Genomic DNA, 16,706 nt, shown 5'->3' with positions numbered 1-16,706 from the left:
TCTGGAACACGGGGCGTCTACGCCTGCGGTCGCTCGGACTCGGTGGACATTGGCTAGGGGAGACCGAAGCCCGCGTCGCACAAGCGGCAGGCGAATGGGCCATGCGGAAGAGAGCGGGACGACATATGTCATTCGGCTCGGCCCACGTCCTGCGGTGCCGTTCGTCCACTGGGCTGTCCCCCCTCAAAAAATGACGTGTCCTGCCACCATCATGTCCGTGCCTGCCACGGTGCTCAACAGGGGACTGGTGAGAACAAGACGGCTTTCTACATGCTGAGTTGGGGTGGACCGCCTCTACAGGGTGTGGGCGGTGGGCTGGATTGTGCCGGTCGAGTTGAGTGGCAGGTCGCTTGCGCATCGTGGTGCGCCGTACTCGCCGTCCACCGCACCGCGGTGCGCGCATGGAGGTGATGATGCGCGCACCGGTCGGCCCTGGTGCGCGCACCCAGCGCACCGTCTGCCCGAGCCTGTGCGCATCGCTTGGCTGCCCCACCGAAGCGCGCCCACCGGACCCGGACCTCGTGCCCAGTTCGCATGATCCGCCGCACACATAGGACGTGCATACTGTGCATATGGGATTTCGAGGGGACTGAAGTCAAGGGGGCGTTTGGTACGGGGACTTTGCTCGATCCGGCCTTCCATCGCAGCACCCCGCGCGCCGTCCGGAACGCGCCGCGCGCGCCATGACGCGCACCGCCAGGCCGTGGTGGGCGCACCCGTCGGCCCGCCAGCTCGGGTCGGTGCGCGCACCGACCGCATCACGATGCGCACCGCCACTCCCGGTATTGCGCACCACCGCACCCGAAGTGCGCGGCGGGCGCACCACCAGCCCGGGAGTGGACGCCATCGTGTGGAGTGGAGTGCACCCGATGGCCGCCACCGCACCCGATGTCCGGACGATGCACCGCATCCGATGCGCGACATCGCGGTGGGAGTGCCCTGCATTGCCTCAGGAGTGCACGACATCGCGATGGGGGAGTGCACAGCATCCGATGCCCCACCGTCGTTGGAGGCAGTGCATTGTTCCTTGACAGGGTTCGCTACCTGCGACATCCCGCCCGAACAGGACAGCGCCTGGGGAGGAGAAAACTCCGTCCCCGGGCGCCGTCCCGGATCCCACTGAGCTCAGGACGCCACAGCCGCTGGCCACCGGGCGGCGTCGCTGCGGACGTCGGCGAGGAACTGGCTCACCTGATCGACCTCCTGCATGACTTCGATCAGGAACCCGGCCGTGATCCGCGCGGTGTGCGCCCCGTTGCCGCTCGCGAGGCACCACCGCTTGAGGTACCTGCTCGCCACCGCCACCAGCTTGTCCATGACGTACCCGGCCTCGCAGCTGGCGTGTTCGTCGGGCACGACGGCGAGGTGGTCGGCCAGCCGAGGCGGGCTGGAGTGCAGCGAGCGGGGACCGCCGTCTCTTCCGTGCGCAGCGGTCCTAGTCGACCTCGGTCCGGGTGACTGGCAGGGCATCACGGTCGCCATCTCCATGGGGACTCATGACCGCCGGGGTGGGGAATTACGTGACGCTCAGATCTCGAAGCCTGGGGAAATCCGTGACCGCTCACAGCTCCACCTGACACGTCACTCACGCACATCAATGCGCCCACCAGGTCCGCTACCAGGACAGACCTGACCTCGCAGTCTCACCGCAACGCTCACTCAGACAGAGTTACACCCAACGAAGATTTGGGGCGTCCCCCGCATCACTGCGTGGGACGCCTTAATGGTGGTACGTGCACTGCCCGGGCGAGGCAGGCACCTGGTTCTCCCGCCCCGCCCGAAACCTGCTCAGCGCTGGTTGAGGCCTTCCTCTACGAGCGGGTCCGGGTATCCGAATTGTCTGCCGAGCGCCACGAACGCGTCGCGGCTGCTCGCGTCGACCGCCACGTAGTACGCCTTCATGGCTCGCAGGAACAGCCGGTAGCCGAGGTCGGCGCAGACGTGGACGACCACCTGTTCCAGCGCAGGCACCAGTCCTGTCTGCGGCAAGGAGTTGAACTGCTGCCCCGCCTCGTCCGCCAGGGTCAGATCAGCGACGACCCCGCCCATCGCCCGGACCACGGCTGCGCGCAGTGTGTCGTCCGTCACCGGATCGGCAGCAGGCGGAACGAACCTGGGAGCACACCGGAACTCGGCGGACAGCCAGGCAGCTTTGATTTTCTTCAGCCAGGCCCGAGGACCGACGTCCTCCTTGCACGGGTCGAACACGTGGTCTGTGGAGCCGACCCAAGCCGTCCGTATCGTCTCCTCGGCCAGCGCGGAATCCAGCAGACGACGCACGTCGCGGCCCAGTTGCAGTGCCGCCGGACCGTCCAAGTCCGTCACCGACCGCTCGGCGATCAGGACCATGGCGGAGACCGGCCCCCGCTCGACGAGGCAGTCAAGTTCCGAAGGAAGCAGGTCGGTCATTTCCCCACACTGTTCCGAAAGCCAGGAGAGACCGGTCTCGTATGTCATGTATACTCCGGATAAGCGGTGTAGACGACCCAGGTCCTGGGCTTGGCGTGCCCCTTGGCGAACTTCAGCTCGATGTGCACGACGTTGCCGACAGCGGACACCTTGCGGACCGCCCTTCACCCACCTCCGCCCGAGGGAGTCGCCGTCGAGTCCGACTACGAGGGAGACATGGCCCGCCAGATCGTCCGCCAGGCGTGGGAACAGCTCCAGCGCAGCGGCGAAGCCCGCGGCCTCCTTAAGCCCATGGTCCTGGAGGTTACTGCGAAGGTCGGCAAACGCCTCCGGGCCGAGCCGATCGCACAGCTCTAGGAACAGGGCCTCATCCACCACGTCGGCATCCACCCGAAGCTGGAGGACCAGATGGTCACCTGGGTTGCTGGCATGGACTCCCCGGACCGCACGGACGCCGGAGTCCCTGACCGAGCGGGCCGACCCTGACCAGCTGGACACAGGGATCAGCAGTCTCGACGACAAACGCCTCGACGGCAGGAGGTGAGGGCGGTTACGGCCCCAGTAGCGATACGGGACGGCGTCGGGCCTCGTGACACGTAAAACTTGACGCAGTTCGCCGTCACGGATGCAAGTTATAAGAGTCGACGCTACGGTGGGCACACGTCACTTGACAGTGGATAACGGTGTGAGTGGCGAGGTTGTAACCGTGGATGGTGCGCCGACCCCAGCTCTGGCAAGGGAGAGGTCGACGCCCACCTGTGCCGGCCTCGGCCGTTAGAAGTGGTTCCAGCCGCTGATCAAGATATTGATCAGCAGGAGCCAGAGCTTCTTGCGGTCGGGGCCGTCTTCTCGCCCCTTGCGGGGCTTTGCGTGTCGGCTCATGAAGCCTCCAGTCGCAGTGCACCGAACACCTGCCACCGTCGATACGGTGGGCGAGGTCGATGCCCGGCGACCCGAGGCTTACGCGACACGACACGCGTTCCCGCTGAGATTACGCACTGCGATCACAACTCCGCCGCGAGTTGCACAAATCAGGGATGCAGTTTTCGTTCATCGGGGATTGACCTGCTGTTACGCTCCCGCGCCATGGGGACACAGGGGAGGGGCCTCATCGTCGCAGCCGTGGCGGTGCTGCCAGCGCGTTCGCTCCGACTTCTTCCACGCCCAGGCCGATCGCCACGATCAGGTGCACAAGGCCGCGTACTCCGCCGACCTCTCCGGCACGTCTTCACCGGCCTCCAGCGCCGCGCGCACCACCGTGGGATGGACCGCACCTCGGTAGGGCCGCGCCGCCAACACCTCCCCGACCGCCGCATACAGAGCGTCCTGCGCCTGCTCATAGCCCCGGCCGCGCCCCGCGCGACCTCCAGCACCTGCATCGGCCGGCGGTCCGGTTCGTGGCCCTGCCGCTCGGATGAGGTCTCTTCTCGCGGGAGCGCCGCCGCTGGGGGCGCCGTTTGGGCGGCCGGGGTGCGCACGCCGGCGAGGTGAACGTGAAGCGGGCCGCTCTGTCTGCCCCGGTTGCGGGACGGCGTTCACGGACAACTGCTGGCGCGTCGCCGACCCGGGCAGCTGGTAGGGCGGCCTGGAGGTACGCGAACCCCTCTGCCGGACCACTCACCTGCGGCGTTCGCCCTGTTGTGTCCCGCGTCCTGTTCTTCTGTCTGGCGCACGGCCTTTTACTCCTCGGCTCTGTGGCGTCGAGTGCGTCACCGTGTGTGCGCGCTGGCCGTCGCATCCACGATGGTGGGCGGGATTCCTGCCCTGACCTGGCAGGCCGCGGCAGTGCCCGCAGCCGCTGAGAGCGTTTCCCCGGTTTCTGGCTCGGCGGAGGCTCGGGCTTCCGCCGAGGCGGTTGAGTCGGGTGAACGTGTTGAGGTCGTGGAGGAGCGCACCGAACGGGAGACGGTGTTCGCGAACCCCGACGGAACGACCTTCACGCTGGACAAGGCGATCAGTCCGGTGCGGGTCGCTCTGCCGGACGGTGGGTGGACGAGTCCGGATGCCACTCTTGTGAAGAAATCCGACGGGTCGGTCGGTCCGAAGGCCGCTGCGGTGGATCTGTCGTTCTCTCCCGGAGGCAGTGGAGCGGGTCTGGTCACGATCGCTGAGGGAACACAGTCGGTATCCCTGGGCTGGCCGGGTACTCTGCCCGCTCCTCGTCTGGAGGGCGAGCGTGCCGTCTATGAGGACGTGCTGCCGGATGTGAATCTGATCCTGACCGCGACGGTGGAGGGCTTCCGCCAGGTGCTGGAGGTCGAGACTCCGGAAGCGGCCGCGAACCCTGCCCTGGCGAGCATCGAGTACCAGCTGGGAGCCGAGAATCTCACCGTGCAGGCGGGCGCCGGCGGGGGCGTGGACGCGCTGGACGGCAATGGACAGACCGTGTTCCGCTCTCCGGCCGCGCAGATGTGGAACTCCGCCGGAGGGAACACCACCCCCGCGGCGGCTCGGCAGTCGCTGTACCTCGCCGAGTCCGCAGACACCGGCGCGTCCGAGCCGGTACCGGCAGGCCCGCCCGGGGAGGGTGACCCGCTGGCCGGTCCCGGAGCGGGGGACGAGTCCTCGGTCCTGGACATTGCGGTCGCGGAAGGATCGGTAACCGTCAAGCCCGACACGGACCTCATTGAGGCAACGAGCAGGGCGGACTTCCCTCTCTACATCGATCCGCCGGTCGGTCTGGACGATTCTGAGCGCACCGTGCTGTCCTCGGACGGCGATGTGTTCTGGAACTTCTCCGGTGGCAAGAACGGCATGAGCGTCGGCAAGTGCGGGTCCGCGGTGATCGGCGGGGTCTCCTACTACTGCGGTAACGGCTATGTGAACCGCATGTACTTCGAATTCGCCCCAGGGAACCTGAAGGGCAAGCACGTTCTGGACGCCACGTTCAGCGTGACGGAAACCTGGTCGTTCTCCTGCGACGAGCGATGGGTCGATCTGGAGCGCACCAGCAATATCTCCTCGTCGTCGCGGTGGCCGGGGCCGAAGAAGCTGGACCAGATGGGCGACCGGAATGTCTCAGCCGGGCGGGGCGACAACTGCAAACCGTCACAGCCGCGTGCCCCGATCGAGTTCCACGACTATGCGCCGGAGCCGGACGAGAACCTGACACCGACTGTCCGCAGTTTCGCGGAGGGGAAGTTTCCCCGTCTGACGTTGATGCTGATGGCCAAGGACGAGTCGGACACCATCGCGTGGAAGCGGTTCGACGACGATGCGGTCCTGAGCGTCACCTACGTCGGCAAGCCGGCCAAGCCCAGTGCCATCGGTCTCGTCACCGGAAACACCTCGGTGTGCAAGACCGTCGAGTCCGCCCCGGCGATCGCCACCGATCCCACCCCTGCCCTGACCGCAACAGCCCAGACCGAGGCGGGCGGTGAGTCGGGAGCCGCACTGCGGGTCGTCATGGCACTGGACAAGAAGACCGGCACCACTTGGACCAAAGCCATCGGTGACATTCTGGCGCCGTCCAGTCCGGTGGGCGACAACGTCAAGATCACCGCGTCACCCAGCACGAACCTGGAGGAGAACGCTCTCTACCGCTACCGGTCCTGGACCCGGTCGTACTACGGCAGCGAACACCTGGCGGGGCCATCGAACGGCTCGACGACCGGATGGTGCTACTTCAAGGTCGACAGCACCGCTCCCAAGCCTCCGACCATCACCTTCAAACCCGGCAACCCGTATTCGCTGTGCACCGCGAACGACTGTGTCCCCGGAGGAAAGCCCGGCCAGAGAGGAACATTCACCCTCGGCCCGGCCGCCGGTGACGTCAACACGGCCTACCGGTACAAGCTGTCCACGGACACGGCCTGGTCCAGCTACCTGCCCGGGGCGACAGTGGACATCAACGCGGTACCGCCCACGTCCGGCACCATCGTCCTGGAAGCCGAAGCGAAGGACAGCTATGGCCCCGGCGAGGGCAACACAGTCGAGTTCGTCGTCAAGGAAGGCGACGGGCCGGTCGGCCGCTGGAACTTCAGCGAACCCTCCGGGGACGCGGTCGACTCCTCCACCACCGACCCCAGCCTGCGGGACAACGCGGCACTGACCGGCGGAGCCACCCGCACCAATCAGGGGCGCCGAGGCGAAGTCACCGTCACCCCGGCCACAGACACCGCCCCCGCGGTCAGGACCACGGACAGCGGGCTCAAGCTGAACGGCACCACGGGCTACGCAGCCACCACCGGCCCGGTCATCGACACCCGGGCTTCCTACACAGTCGCCGCATGGGTCCGCCTGGACGACATCGCCAGCCCCACTTCCACCGTCCTGAGCCAGGACGGCACCAACCGAAGCCCGTTCCTTCTCAGCTACGAATCCACCATCAAGAAGTGGTCCTTCCGCGAGGCCAGCACCGACGCCCCTGCAGGGACGCCGTGGACCTACCAGAAAGTGGCCTCCAAGAACCCCGCAACCCCCAAGGTATGGACCCACCTGGCCGGAGTCTTCGACGCGACCGCCGGCACCATCAGCCTCTACGTCAACGGAGAGCCGCAGGGCAGCACCCCGTTCACAACACCGTGGGCTGCGAACGGCCCGCTCCAGATCGGACGTGTCCACTGGTCCGGGACACACACCGACTACTTCCCCGGTGTCATCGACGAAGCGGCGGTCTGGCAGGTAGCACTGACCAAGGAACAGATCGCGCAGGAGAGCTCGCTGCTCGACGCGTACAAGAAGCCTTCCGTCGAGCTCGTTGCCGCGTGGAAGCCCGCAGGCGCTCAGGGCACGTCACTCAGTGACACCGTCTCGGGCTACAGCCCGTCCCTCGCCCTGTCCTCGGGGGCATCCCTCGCCGATGACGAACTGGTCCTGAACGGCACCACGGGCGCCGCAACCACACCGGGGCCGTTGGTGGATGACTCCGGTTCGTTCACGGTGACCACAGAGGCGGTCGTCGACGAGGCGAAGATCCTGGCGAAACCGGATCACTACAAGGCGCAGATTCTCGGGCAGCGCACGGCGACCGGTTCGTCGTGGAGCCTGTGGTTCGAGAAGACCGGAAGCCGGCAGGAACCCGAGTACGACGAGAACGGCGACCGGGTCCTCGACGAGAACGGTCTGCCCGTATCGAAGCCCGTTGTGGTGGGCCGCTGGAACTTCGGCCGCCTCACCGCGGACGGCACCGGAGTATCCGTCGAGAGCAAGGACGAGGCCGTCCTGGACTCCGAGGCCCGCCTCACCGGTGTGTACAACGCCCAGGACCGAACGATCCAGCTCTACGTCACCTCGGACCGCCAGACCAGCGACGACGTGCAGTACACCGCCGAGGTCGGCACCGGCGAGCTCTCTGTCGGCAAGGGATACCTCGGCGCCTGGGGCAACTACCTTCCCGGCCGGCTCACCGACATCCGGCTCTGGTCAGGAGCGCTCAGCGACGGCACACAGGTCGCCGACGTCGTCGGCACCTGAACCCCACCGCCCCGGCGCTTCGCCACCGGCGGGGCCGGCCATCACCGCCGGCCCCGCCCCACCCTGCCCCACGCCGCTTTGCGCCACCGCCACCCTGCTGCGCTGCCCGAACCAATGGCGGTCGGCCGTTCCCGGAGAGAAGACGTGTCCGTGTCCAGATGGTTCCCCTCATTCGTGAAGCGACGCAGCAGACGACGCCCCACCCCTGCTGCCGGGGCGTTTCGGATACCCGTGGTCGGAGTGCTGGCCCTCGCACTGTCCGTGCCCGCGGCGCTGACGCCGGTGGCTGTCGCCGCGGACCCTCTGGGCCGGCCCGGCCTCCCCGCTCCCCGGGTCAGCAAGGTGAAGACGGTCAACGCCCTGGGGGCGAAAGAAGACCGTGAACGGGTGGCCAAGAACAAGGCTGCCAACAGCAGACAGGCCGCCCAGGCACGCAGCCGGCATGCCACCCACTGGCCGAAGGCATCCACCAGAACAGAGAAGATCGACGGCACACCCGGTCGGGCCACCGTATCCGTCACCACACCGCCCCGTGCCAAGGCCAAGGCACGCAACGCACAGCAGGCCGGCGCTGCCACCGGTTCCGCCACAGTCCGCGTGCTCGACCAGAAGACTTCCCGCAGGGCGGGCATCACCGGCGTGGTGTTCACCGCCGCCGCGGAGTCCCCGGGCGCCGCCGGCATCACCATCGACTACGAGAAGTTCGCCGACGCCATCGGCGGAAACTGGGGCGCCCGCCTGGGCCTGGTGTCCCTGCCCGCGTGCGCGCTGACCAGCCCGCAGAAACCGCAGTGCCGCACCCAGACCCCCGTCACCCACCGTAACAACGGCGCAGCGCAGACTGTCTCCGCCCAGGTCAGCCTCCCCGCCGTCACCACTACGGACACCACAGCGTCTGCCGGCGTGTTCGCCGTGACGGCGACCTCACGGACGGCGGCTTCCGGCGCGGGCGACTACAAGGCCACCCCGCTGGCGGCTTCCTCCGCCTGGGAAGCCGGCGGCTCGTCCGGCTCCTTCACCTGGTCCTATCCGGTCACCGTGCCACCGGCGGCTGCCGGTCCTTCACCGTCGCTGTCGCTGTCCTACGACTCGGGCAGCACGGATGGCCGGACCTCGAACACGAACAACCAGGGTTCCATGGCGGGTGAGGGGTTCGACCTCACCTCCTCCTACATCGAGCGCAAATACGGATCGTGCGAGGACGACGGCCAGGCCGACAAGTCCGACCAGTGCTGGAAGTACGAGAACGCCTCCCTCGTCCTGAACGGCAAGGCCACCGAACTCGTCAAGGACGACACCACCGGTGTGTGGCGTCTCAAGAATGACGACGCCTCCCAGGTCACCCACGAGACCGGAGCAGACAACAGCGACGACGGCGACGACATCGTCGCAGGCAAGGGCGACGGAAAGGGCGAGTACTGGAAGGTCGTCACCGGTGACGGCACCACGTACACCTTCGGCCTGAACAAACTTCCCGGTGCGGGCACCGAACGCACCAACTCCGTCTGGACCGTCCCCGTCTTCGGAGACGACTCCGGAGAGCCCGGATACTCCTCCGGCACCGGTTACTCCGGCCGCGCCAAAACACAGGCATGGCGCTGGAACCTCGACCTTGTCACCGATGTCCACGGCAATGCATCCACGTACTGGTACAAGGCGGAATCGAACCACTACGCCAAGAACGGCGACAAAACCGAGCTCGCCTCCTACACCCGCGGCGGCTACCTCGAAGAGATCAGGTACGGACAGCGCTCCAACACCCTGTTCACCGGCAACCCCTCCGGCAAGGTCGAGTTCACCTACAAGGAACGGTGCACCGCCGCCGACTGCCCTTCACTGACCGAAGACACCGCCGACAAGTGGCCCGACGTCCCCTTCGACGCCATCTGCAGCGCCGATGAGACCGAATGCCTGCCCAAGGGACCGACGTTCTTCACCCGCAAGATGCTCACCGGCATCAACACGAGCGTCTGGTCCACGGCCGCCGAGCCCGACGCGTACAAGCCGGTCGACACCTACGCCCTGAGCTACCAGTTCCTGGACGGCGGGGACATCGGCAACCCCTCCGACAAAACCCTGACCCTCAAGTCGCTCCAGCGCACCGGGAAGAACGGCGGCACCATCGTCGTACCTCCGGTGGAGTTCGGCTACCACATGCGGCCCAACCGCGTCGACGCCACCGACAACATCCTCCCGCTGACCCGCCCCCGCATCAACACCATCACCACCGAGACCGGCGCCATCACCACCGTCACCCTGTCCGACCCCCAGTGCGTACGCGGCAGCAAGATGCCCACGGCCGAGGACGACAACAACCTCTCCTGCTACCCCGTCTACTGGCCCGTCAACGGCGGCGACCCACAACTCGACTGGTTCCACAAGTACAACGTCACCTCCGTATCCACCTCGGACCCGGCCGGCCAGAACGAAGCGGTCGAGAACTTCTACACCTACGAGAACCCCGGCTGGCACTACAACAACGACCCCTTCACACCGGCGGACGAGCGGACCTGGTCCAATTGGCGCGGCTACCGGAAGGTCACCACCTACACCGGCGACACCGCCCACCCCCAGTCCAAGACCGTCCGCCAGTACATGCAGGGCATGCACGGCGACAAACGCCTAGACAGCACCGCCACCCGCACTGCCACCATCCCCGGGATCGACATCGCGGGCCTGGACGTATCGGACGCCACCGACCACAACCAACTGGCAGGGTTCCTGCGCCAGGAACTCACCTACAACGGGACCCAACCCGTCTCCGTCGCGGTCAACAACATCTGGAACAAGGAAACAGCCAGCCAGCAGCGCTCGTACGCCAACACCAAGGCGCACTTCGTCCGTACCGCACGTTCCTACGCCTACACCTACCTCCCCGTCAGCAACACCTGGCGCCGCAGCTACACCTCACACACCTACGGCATGGTCACCCAGACCGAAGCCGTAGGAGACCAGAGCAAAACAGGTGACGAAACCTGCACCCGCACCTGGTACGCCCGCAACCCCGACAAGGGCCTCACCAGCTTCGTCTCCCGTACCCGAACCATCGGATCCGCCTGCCTGGACACAGCCGGAGCCGTCATCACCGACGACAAACTGAACCTCCCCGCGAACACCGACAGCCGCGGAGACGTACTCTCCGACACCGCCGTCGTCTACGACAACCCCACCGCCACCGGCTGGACCGCTTCCCAGACCCCGACACTCGGCCTCCCCACCTGGACCGGCAGAGCCAAGGCCTACCCGGCCGCCGCCGGAACCAGCGACCGCCACCCACCCGTCAACGGCGGCTGGCAAAAGGTCACCAAGACCACCTACGACACGGCGACCGCAAAACTGGGACGCCCCCTGACCGTCGAGGACGCCCAAAAAAACGTCACGTCCTCCACCTACTACCCGGCCGCAGCCGGCCCCCTCACCACCATGGTGGTCGCCTCCCCCAAACTCACCTCAAACGGCCAGATCCACAAGAACTACACCTACATCGACCCGGCACGCGGATCCATCACCGGCACCACCGACGCCGCTGCCAAGGACACCGCGAACGCCTACGACGCACTCGGCCGCATCACCGACACCTGGGCACCCAACCGCACCAAGGGCATCGACACCCCGACAGCGAAATACGACTACAACATCGCCCGCGGCAGCCAGCCCTGGACGTCCGTCGCCACCCTCAAAGCCAACGGCACCAGCTACGAGACCAGCTATGCCATCACCGACGCCCTGCTGCGCCCGCTCCAGACCCAGACCGCCTCGCCCCTCGGCGGCCGGATCCTGACCGACACCCGATACGACTCACGCGGCCTCGCCTATGAGACGTACGCAGACATCTACGACAACCTCGCCGCCCCGAACGGCACATACGCCCGCGCCTCCTACGCCCACACCCCCGCCCTGACCCGCACCACCTACGACGCGGCAGCACGCCCCACGAACAGCACCTTCACGGTATTCGGCGTGGACCGGTGGTCGACCACCACCAGCTACACCGGAGACTCGACCGCCACTACCGCGGTCAAGGGCGGCAACGCCACCCGCACCATCACCGACGTCCTGGGCCGCACCGCGGAGACCCGCACCTACGCGGGCACAGCCCCCAACGACACCGCGTACGGCGCCACGACAGGGACCCCCTACACCCGGGTGAAGTACGACTACACCCGCGACGGGAAGCAGTCGCTGATCACCGGCATCGACGACGCGAAGTGGACTTATACCTACGACCTGTTCGGCCGCCAGATCCAGACGACCGACCCGGACAAGGGCACGTCCAGCACCGAGTACACCGACCTCGACCAGATCAGCCTGACCGAGGACTCGCGCAAGGCGAAACTGCTCTACAAGTACGACGAACTCGGCCGCAAGACCGACCTGTGGCAGACCGAAGAGACGCCCCCCAATCAGCTCGCCCACTGGAGCTACGACACACTCCGCAAGGGCAAGCCGGACGCTTCCACCCGCTACGTCGGCGGCACCACCGGCAAGGCATACACGAAGCAGGTCACCGCCTACGACACCCTCGGCCGGGCCACCAGCACCGATGTCGTGCTGCCCGCCGACGACCCGCTGGTCACCTCCGGTGCAGTGGCAGCCACCACCACCTTCGGCACCGACTACCTTCTTGACGGCACCCTCAACAACACCAAGGAACCCGGCGTCGCGGGCCTCCCCAAAGAGATCGTCGAACCGAAATACAACTCCCTCGGCCTCACCACAGGGCTGTCCGGGACCAACACCTACCTCCTCGGCGTCAGCTACTCCGCGCTCGGCCAGGCCGAACAGCTCACACTCGGAGCAGGCGCCAAGAACACCTACATCACCAACAAGTACGAGCCGGGCACCGGCCGCCTCACCCGCAGCCACGTCACCGACCAGACCCACTCGTACATGCTGCAGGACCTGAACTTCACCCAGGACGACGCGGGCAACGTCCTGTCCATCCTCGACCCCACCACTCTCGGCGGCACCACCAAGGCCGACAACCAGTGCTTCACCTACGACGGCAACCGCCGCCTCACCGAAGCCTGGACCCCCAAGACCGCAGACTGCGCCACCACCGGCCGCACCACCGCCAACCTCGACGGCGCCGCCCCCTACTGGACCAGCTACACCTACAACGACGCCGGCCAACGGGCCACCGAAACCGCCCACGCCGCCGCGGGCGACGCCACCACCACCTACGGATACAAGACACCCACCGGACAGCCCCACCCACTCGTCAAGACCACCGGAGCCAAGACGGCGACGTACGGATACGACGGCGCGGGCAACACCACCAACCGCCCCGGCACCCAGGCCACCCAGACCCTCACCTGGAACACCGAAGGCGAACTGACCTCCACCACCGAACCCGCAGTCGGCACCAAGCCCGCCCTCGGCACGAGCTACCTCTACGACGCCGACGGCGAACTCCTCATCCGCCGCGCCACGGGAGACGGCGACACCGTCCTCTACCTCGGCGCCACCGAGGTACGCCTGACCACCAAGGGCACAACAAAGACGGTCACCGGCACCCGCTACTACAGCGCGGCAGGCCAGAACATCGCAGTCCGCACATCCACGCTCGGCACCCCGGGCAGCAAGATCAGCTTCCTCGCCGCAGACCACCACGGCACCAGCAGCATCGCCACCGACGCCACCACCCAGGCCGTCACCAAGCGCTACACCACCCCCTTCGGCGCCCCCCGCGGCACCAACCCCACCACCTGGCCCGACGACAAAGCATTCCTCGGCAAGCCCACTGACGCCACCACCGGCCTCACCCACATCGGCGCCCGCGAATACGACCCGGGAATCGGCCAGTTCATCAGCGTCGACCCCATCCTCGAACTCGGCAAACACCAGACACTCAACGGATACAGCTACGCCGGCCAGAGCCCTGCCACCAACTCGGACCCCACCGGCACCTGCCTCGACCCGGGCAACGGCCACTGCCAGCCGGGCAACAACAGCGGCAAGCCGGACCCGGCCTTCCCGATCAACACCAACCCGGCACCGAACACCGGCGGTACTTCCGGCAGCGGTGGCGGCGGCGGTGGCGGAGGTGGTGGCGGAGGCGGTAATGGCGGTGGAGGTGGTAACGGCGGCGGAGGTGGTAACGGCGGCGGCGGTAATGGCGGTGGCGGAGGAGGTGTCGGGGGGTGGCTTTCCTCCTTTACCGACGCTCTCGTGGAACAAGGTAGAGAGTTTGGCACCGGCCTGATTGGTGCGGTAGGCGACGAAGTCAAAAACGCATATAACTGCGTCACTCTCGACGGCACATGCACTGAGTATGTGACCGGAAAAATGAAAGAAATAACCGGAGTAGGATTCGCAGAATCAATCATTGCCAGAGGCAGTGAAATTGCTGACGATTTCATTGACGGGAGATCCACAGAAGGAGCAGCCAAGATCACATTCGATGTCGTCCTGGCTGCCGCAACACACAAGATTGCAAAGGTATGCCATAGCTTCTTGCCGGGAACCGGTGTCCTCCTAGCAGACGGCACACGAAAAGACATCGAAGACATCGAAGTCGGCGACACTATAACCACCACCGATGTCGATACCGGAGAAACGGTCAAGAAAAAAGTTGCCCAGACGATCACCACGGAAGATGACAAGGCATTCACTGAAATCTACGTATCCGTAGACGGCGGCCAATCAAGCATCGTAGCAACCGATACACACCCCTTCTGGATACCCGACCTGAAAAAATGGATCCAGGCCGGAGACCTCCAAGCCGGACATCTGCTCCGCACCAGCGCCGGCGTGCACGTCCAGATATCCGAAGTCAAGCACTACACCCAGCGTCAGCGAACCCACGACCTCAGCATCGAGGACGTCCACGCGTACTATGTGTTGGCGGGGGCCACACCGGTCCTCGTGCACAATTGCGGTGTCACTAATGCTGCTCGCGCCGAAGCAGACATCACATCTTCCGTTCGGCCCTCCAAAGCGCGTCCAGCTGTTGCGGAGGCGCTTCAATTGCCAAGTGGGCAGGTTTACTCAAGTCCGAGCGTAAGGGGAACGCCTCCTACGCTGCACCCCATCGTTCAGGATATTCTGGACGATATCCCAGTTATGGAGCGCGGAGTCGGCCACGGAAGCTGCGGCTTGGCCGTGTGTGTTTCACGAGCGCTGACAGATGGGTACAACCCGACAGGATCGTCGGCGGCCGGAGTGATCGTACGTGGGTCGCGAGATAAAGCGATGCACGGCTACCCTGTAGGCCCTTGTAATAGCTGTGTGGCGTTGGAAGACGCCTTCGATCTCAATTTCGTGACCGCGAGGTGATTTAGATGGGAATCTTTTCCGAAGAAGTAAACCGCGTACTACGAGAGGCTGGCTGGACGCCCGATAGGCAGATTAACGCAGAACCGTGGCTGGCGGCCTTCGAGTCTGAGGGTCTCCAGAGGAACCCGGTAGTCAGCGCCTTCCTGGCTGAGTTTGGAGGGCTCGCTGTGCACATATCCGGTCCGGGGATTAGTCGTGCGCGCGAACCATTTGAATTTAACCCCATGCTATGTCTGGGGGAAGAGGACAGGTTTCTCGAATGGGGCGAGGAAATAAAGAAATCTATTTTCCCTGTCGGTGTGCACGACGAGGGGCGTTTCTTCCTTGGGATTGATGAGTGTGGCGAACTGTATCTCATCGAGACGTGGGTGGCCTCCTTCGGTCGTATGCCGGAGGCTATGGGCAATCTGATCCTGGGTGTTCAACCATCCGTTATCAATGATGGAAGTATTTAAGGATCCGAGCCCTGGCCCAGTGAATCGACTAGGATTTCTCCGGTTACAGCGATTGAACTCGTGGTGTCGTAGGGGTGACGGCTGGCCGTTGGCTGCGGTGTCACCGTAGTCATGCGGTATCCACAAGGTGGCGGGCTGACGGCCGAACGGCATCGCGGCCCTGGAGGCGAAGCCGCAAGGGCTGTGGCGGGGGAGCGGAGCGGACCCGCCCTCGCCCACGAGGTGGGCTCCAACTCGGCTGCGAAGCAGCCGAGTTGGAGCCCGGAACGGTGTCGTTTCGTGAGGGTGTAGTTGAGGGGCTGGTTTCGTTTTTTGCTGGGGTATCCCGGTTGGGTTGAGCCTGTGTGAGCGGTCTTGCGGGGCTATAGGCCTGCTGGCGTGGGGTTCTCCCGTTCTCGTTGAGCTTGACTCTGAAGCTCCTATAGATCGTCAAGTCGGGTTGGATGCTGATGGTTCGGTGCTGGATGCGCTGGTGAGGTGGCGGTAGACCTCTCGTGCGACGAAGCGCTTGAGGCATCGGAAGATGTCCTTCGTCTTGAGCCCTTCGAGGGTGCGTCGTGCCACGTAGTCGCGGGTGCGAGGGTCGTGAGCGTGCTGGCCGACTTCCGCGACCGTCTCGCCGAAGGCGACCGCGCTGACCGCCTCCTCGACCTCGTGCTGGCCCGTCTCAAGGAGGCCGGCCTGGTGCGCGAGCGCACCACGCAGCGCACCGACTCCACCCACGTCCTGGCAGCGGTGCGTGACCTGACCCGTCTGGAGCTGGTCACCGAGGCGGTCCGCGCCGCACTCGAAGAAGTCGCCGGTGTGTCCCCTCACCTGCTGGACGAACTGGTCGATGAGGAGTGGGGCCGCCGCTACGGTCGGCCGGTCCGTCTGGGCAGGAACCCCACCAAGCCCACGACCAGGATCTTGACCGCCGGGGACGATGCTGTCCGGCTCCTGGAACACCTCTACCGGCGCGAAACAGGCCCCACGTCCGGCCCCCGCGTCCAGGCCCTGCGCCAGATCATGGTGCAGAACCTACCACCGTGACCAGGCAGGCCGACTGCGCTGGCGCACCGCCGAGAAGGAAGGCGGACCCGGGCTGCCTCCCTCGTCCCGGGCAGTCGTCTCGCCGTACGACACCTCGGCCCGCTACGCGAGGCACGG

General features: G+C 65.9%; 7 protein-coding genes. 5 read left to right on the top strand and 2 right to left on the bottom strand.

Translation table 11 applies throughout. The annotated features are described in order from the left end of the window. Positions 1-1,125: 1,125 nt before the first annotated feature. Together OG251_RS43395 and OG251_RS43390 are read right to left on the bottom strand one after the other, a co-directional pair. Positions 1,126-1,356, bottom strand: a complete 231-nt coding sequence (locus OG251_RS43395; protein ID WP_326681570.1) for a hypothetical protein — start codon at positions 1,354-1,356, stop codon at positions 1,126-1,128. A 432-nt stretch (positions 1,357-1,788) separates the two neighbouring features. Continuing rightward, a complete protein-coding gene (locus OG251_RS43390; RefSeq protein WP_326681569.1) occupies positions 1,789-2,409 on the bottom strand; it encodes a hypothetical protein in 621 nt (206 codons plus the stop codon). A gap of 120 nt (positions 2,410-2,529) precedes the next feature. Between OG251_RS43390 and OG251_RS45155 the strand changes: the two genes are divergently transcribed. The 5 genes from OG251_RS45155 (at position 2,530) to OG251_RS43360 (ending at position 16,589) form a co-directional block, all read left to right on the top strand. Beyond that, a complete protein-coding gene (locus tag OG251_RS45155) occupies positions 2,530-2,766 on the top strand; it encodes a hypothetical protein (protein ID WP_442818443.1) in 237 nt (78 codons plus the stop codon). A 1,524-nt stretch (positions 2,767-4,290) separates the two neighbouring features. Beyond that, positions 4,291-7,824, top strand: a complete 3,534-nt coding sequence (locus OG251_RS43380) for a LamG domain-containing protein (RefSeq protein WP_326681568.1) — start codon at positions 4,291-4,293, stop codon at positions 7,822-7,824. A 174-nt stretch (positions 7,825-7,998) separates the two neighbouring features. Next, positions 7,999-15,102 carry a polymorphic toxin-type HINT domain-containing protein gene (locus tag OG251_RS43375; RefSeq protein ID WP_326681567.1) on the top strand — a complete coding sequence of 2,368 codons (7,104 nt, stop codon included), beginning with the start codon at positions 7,999-8,001 and terminating at the stop codon, positions 15,100-15,102. A 5-nt stretch (positions 15,103-15,107) separates the two neighbouring features. After that, positions 15,108-15,557, top strand: coding sequence for an SUKH-3 domain-containing protein (locus OG251_RS43370; protein WP_326681566.1), 450 nt, complete (start codon positions 15,108-15,110; stop codon positions 15,555-15,557). A gap of 585 nt (positions 15,558-16,142) precedes the next feature. After that, the gene (locus OG251_RS43360) at positions 16,143-16,589 is read left to right on the top strand and encodes a hypothetical protein (protein WP_326682814.1); all 447 of its coding nucleotides are present in this window, start codon (positions 16,143-16,145) and stop codon (positions 16,587-16,589) included. The last annotated feature ends 117 nt before the right edge of the window (positions 16,590-16,706 follow it).

The organism is Streptomyces sp. NBC_01237, assembly GCF_035917275.1.
Lineage (GTDB): Bacteria > Actinomycetota > Actinomycetes > Streptomycetales > Streptomycetaceae > Streptomyces.
This window is presented reverse-complemented; position numbering and strand designations above follow the sequence as displayed.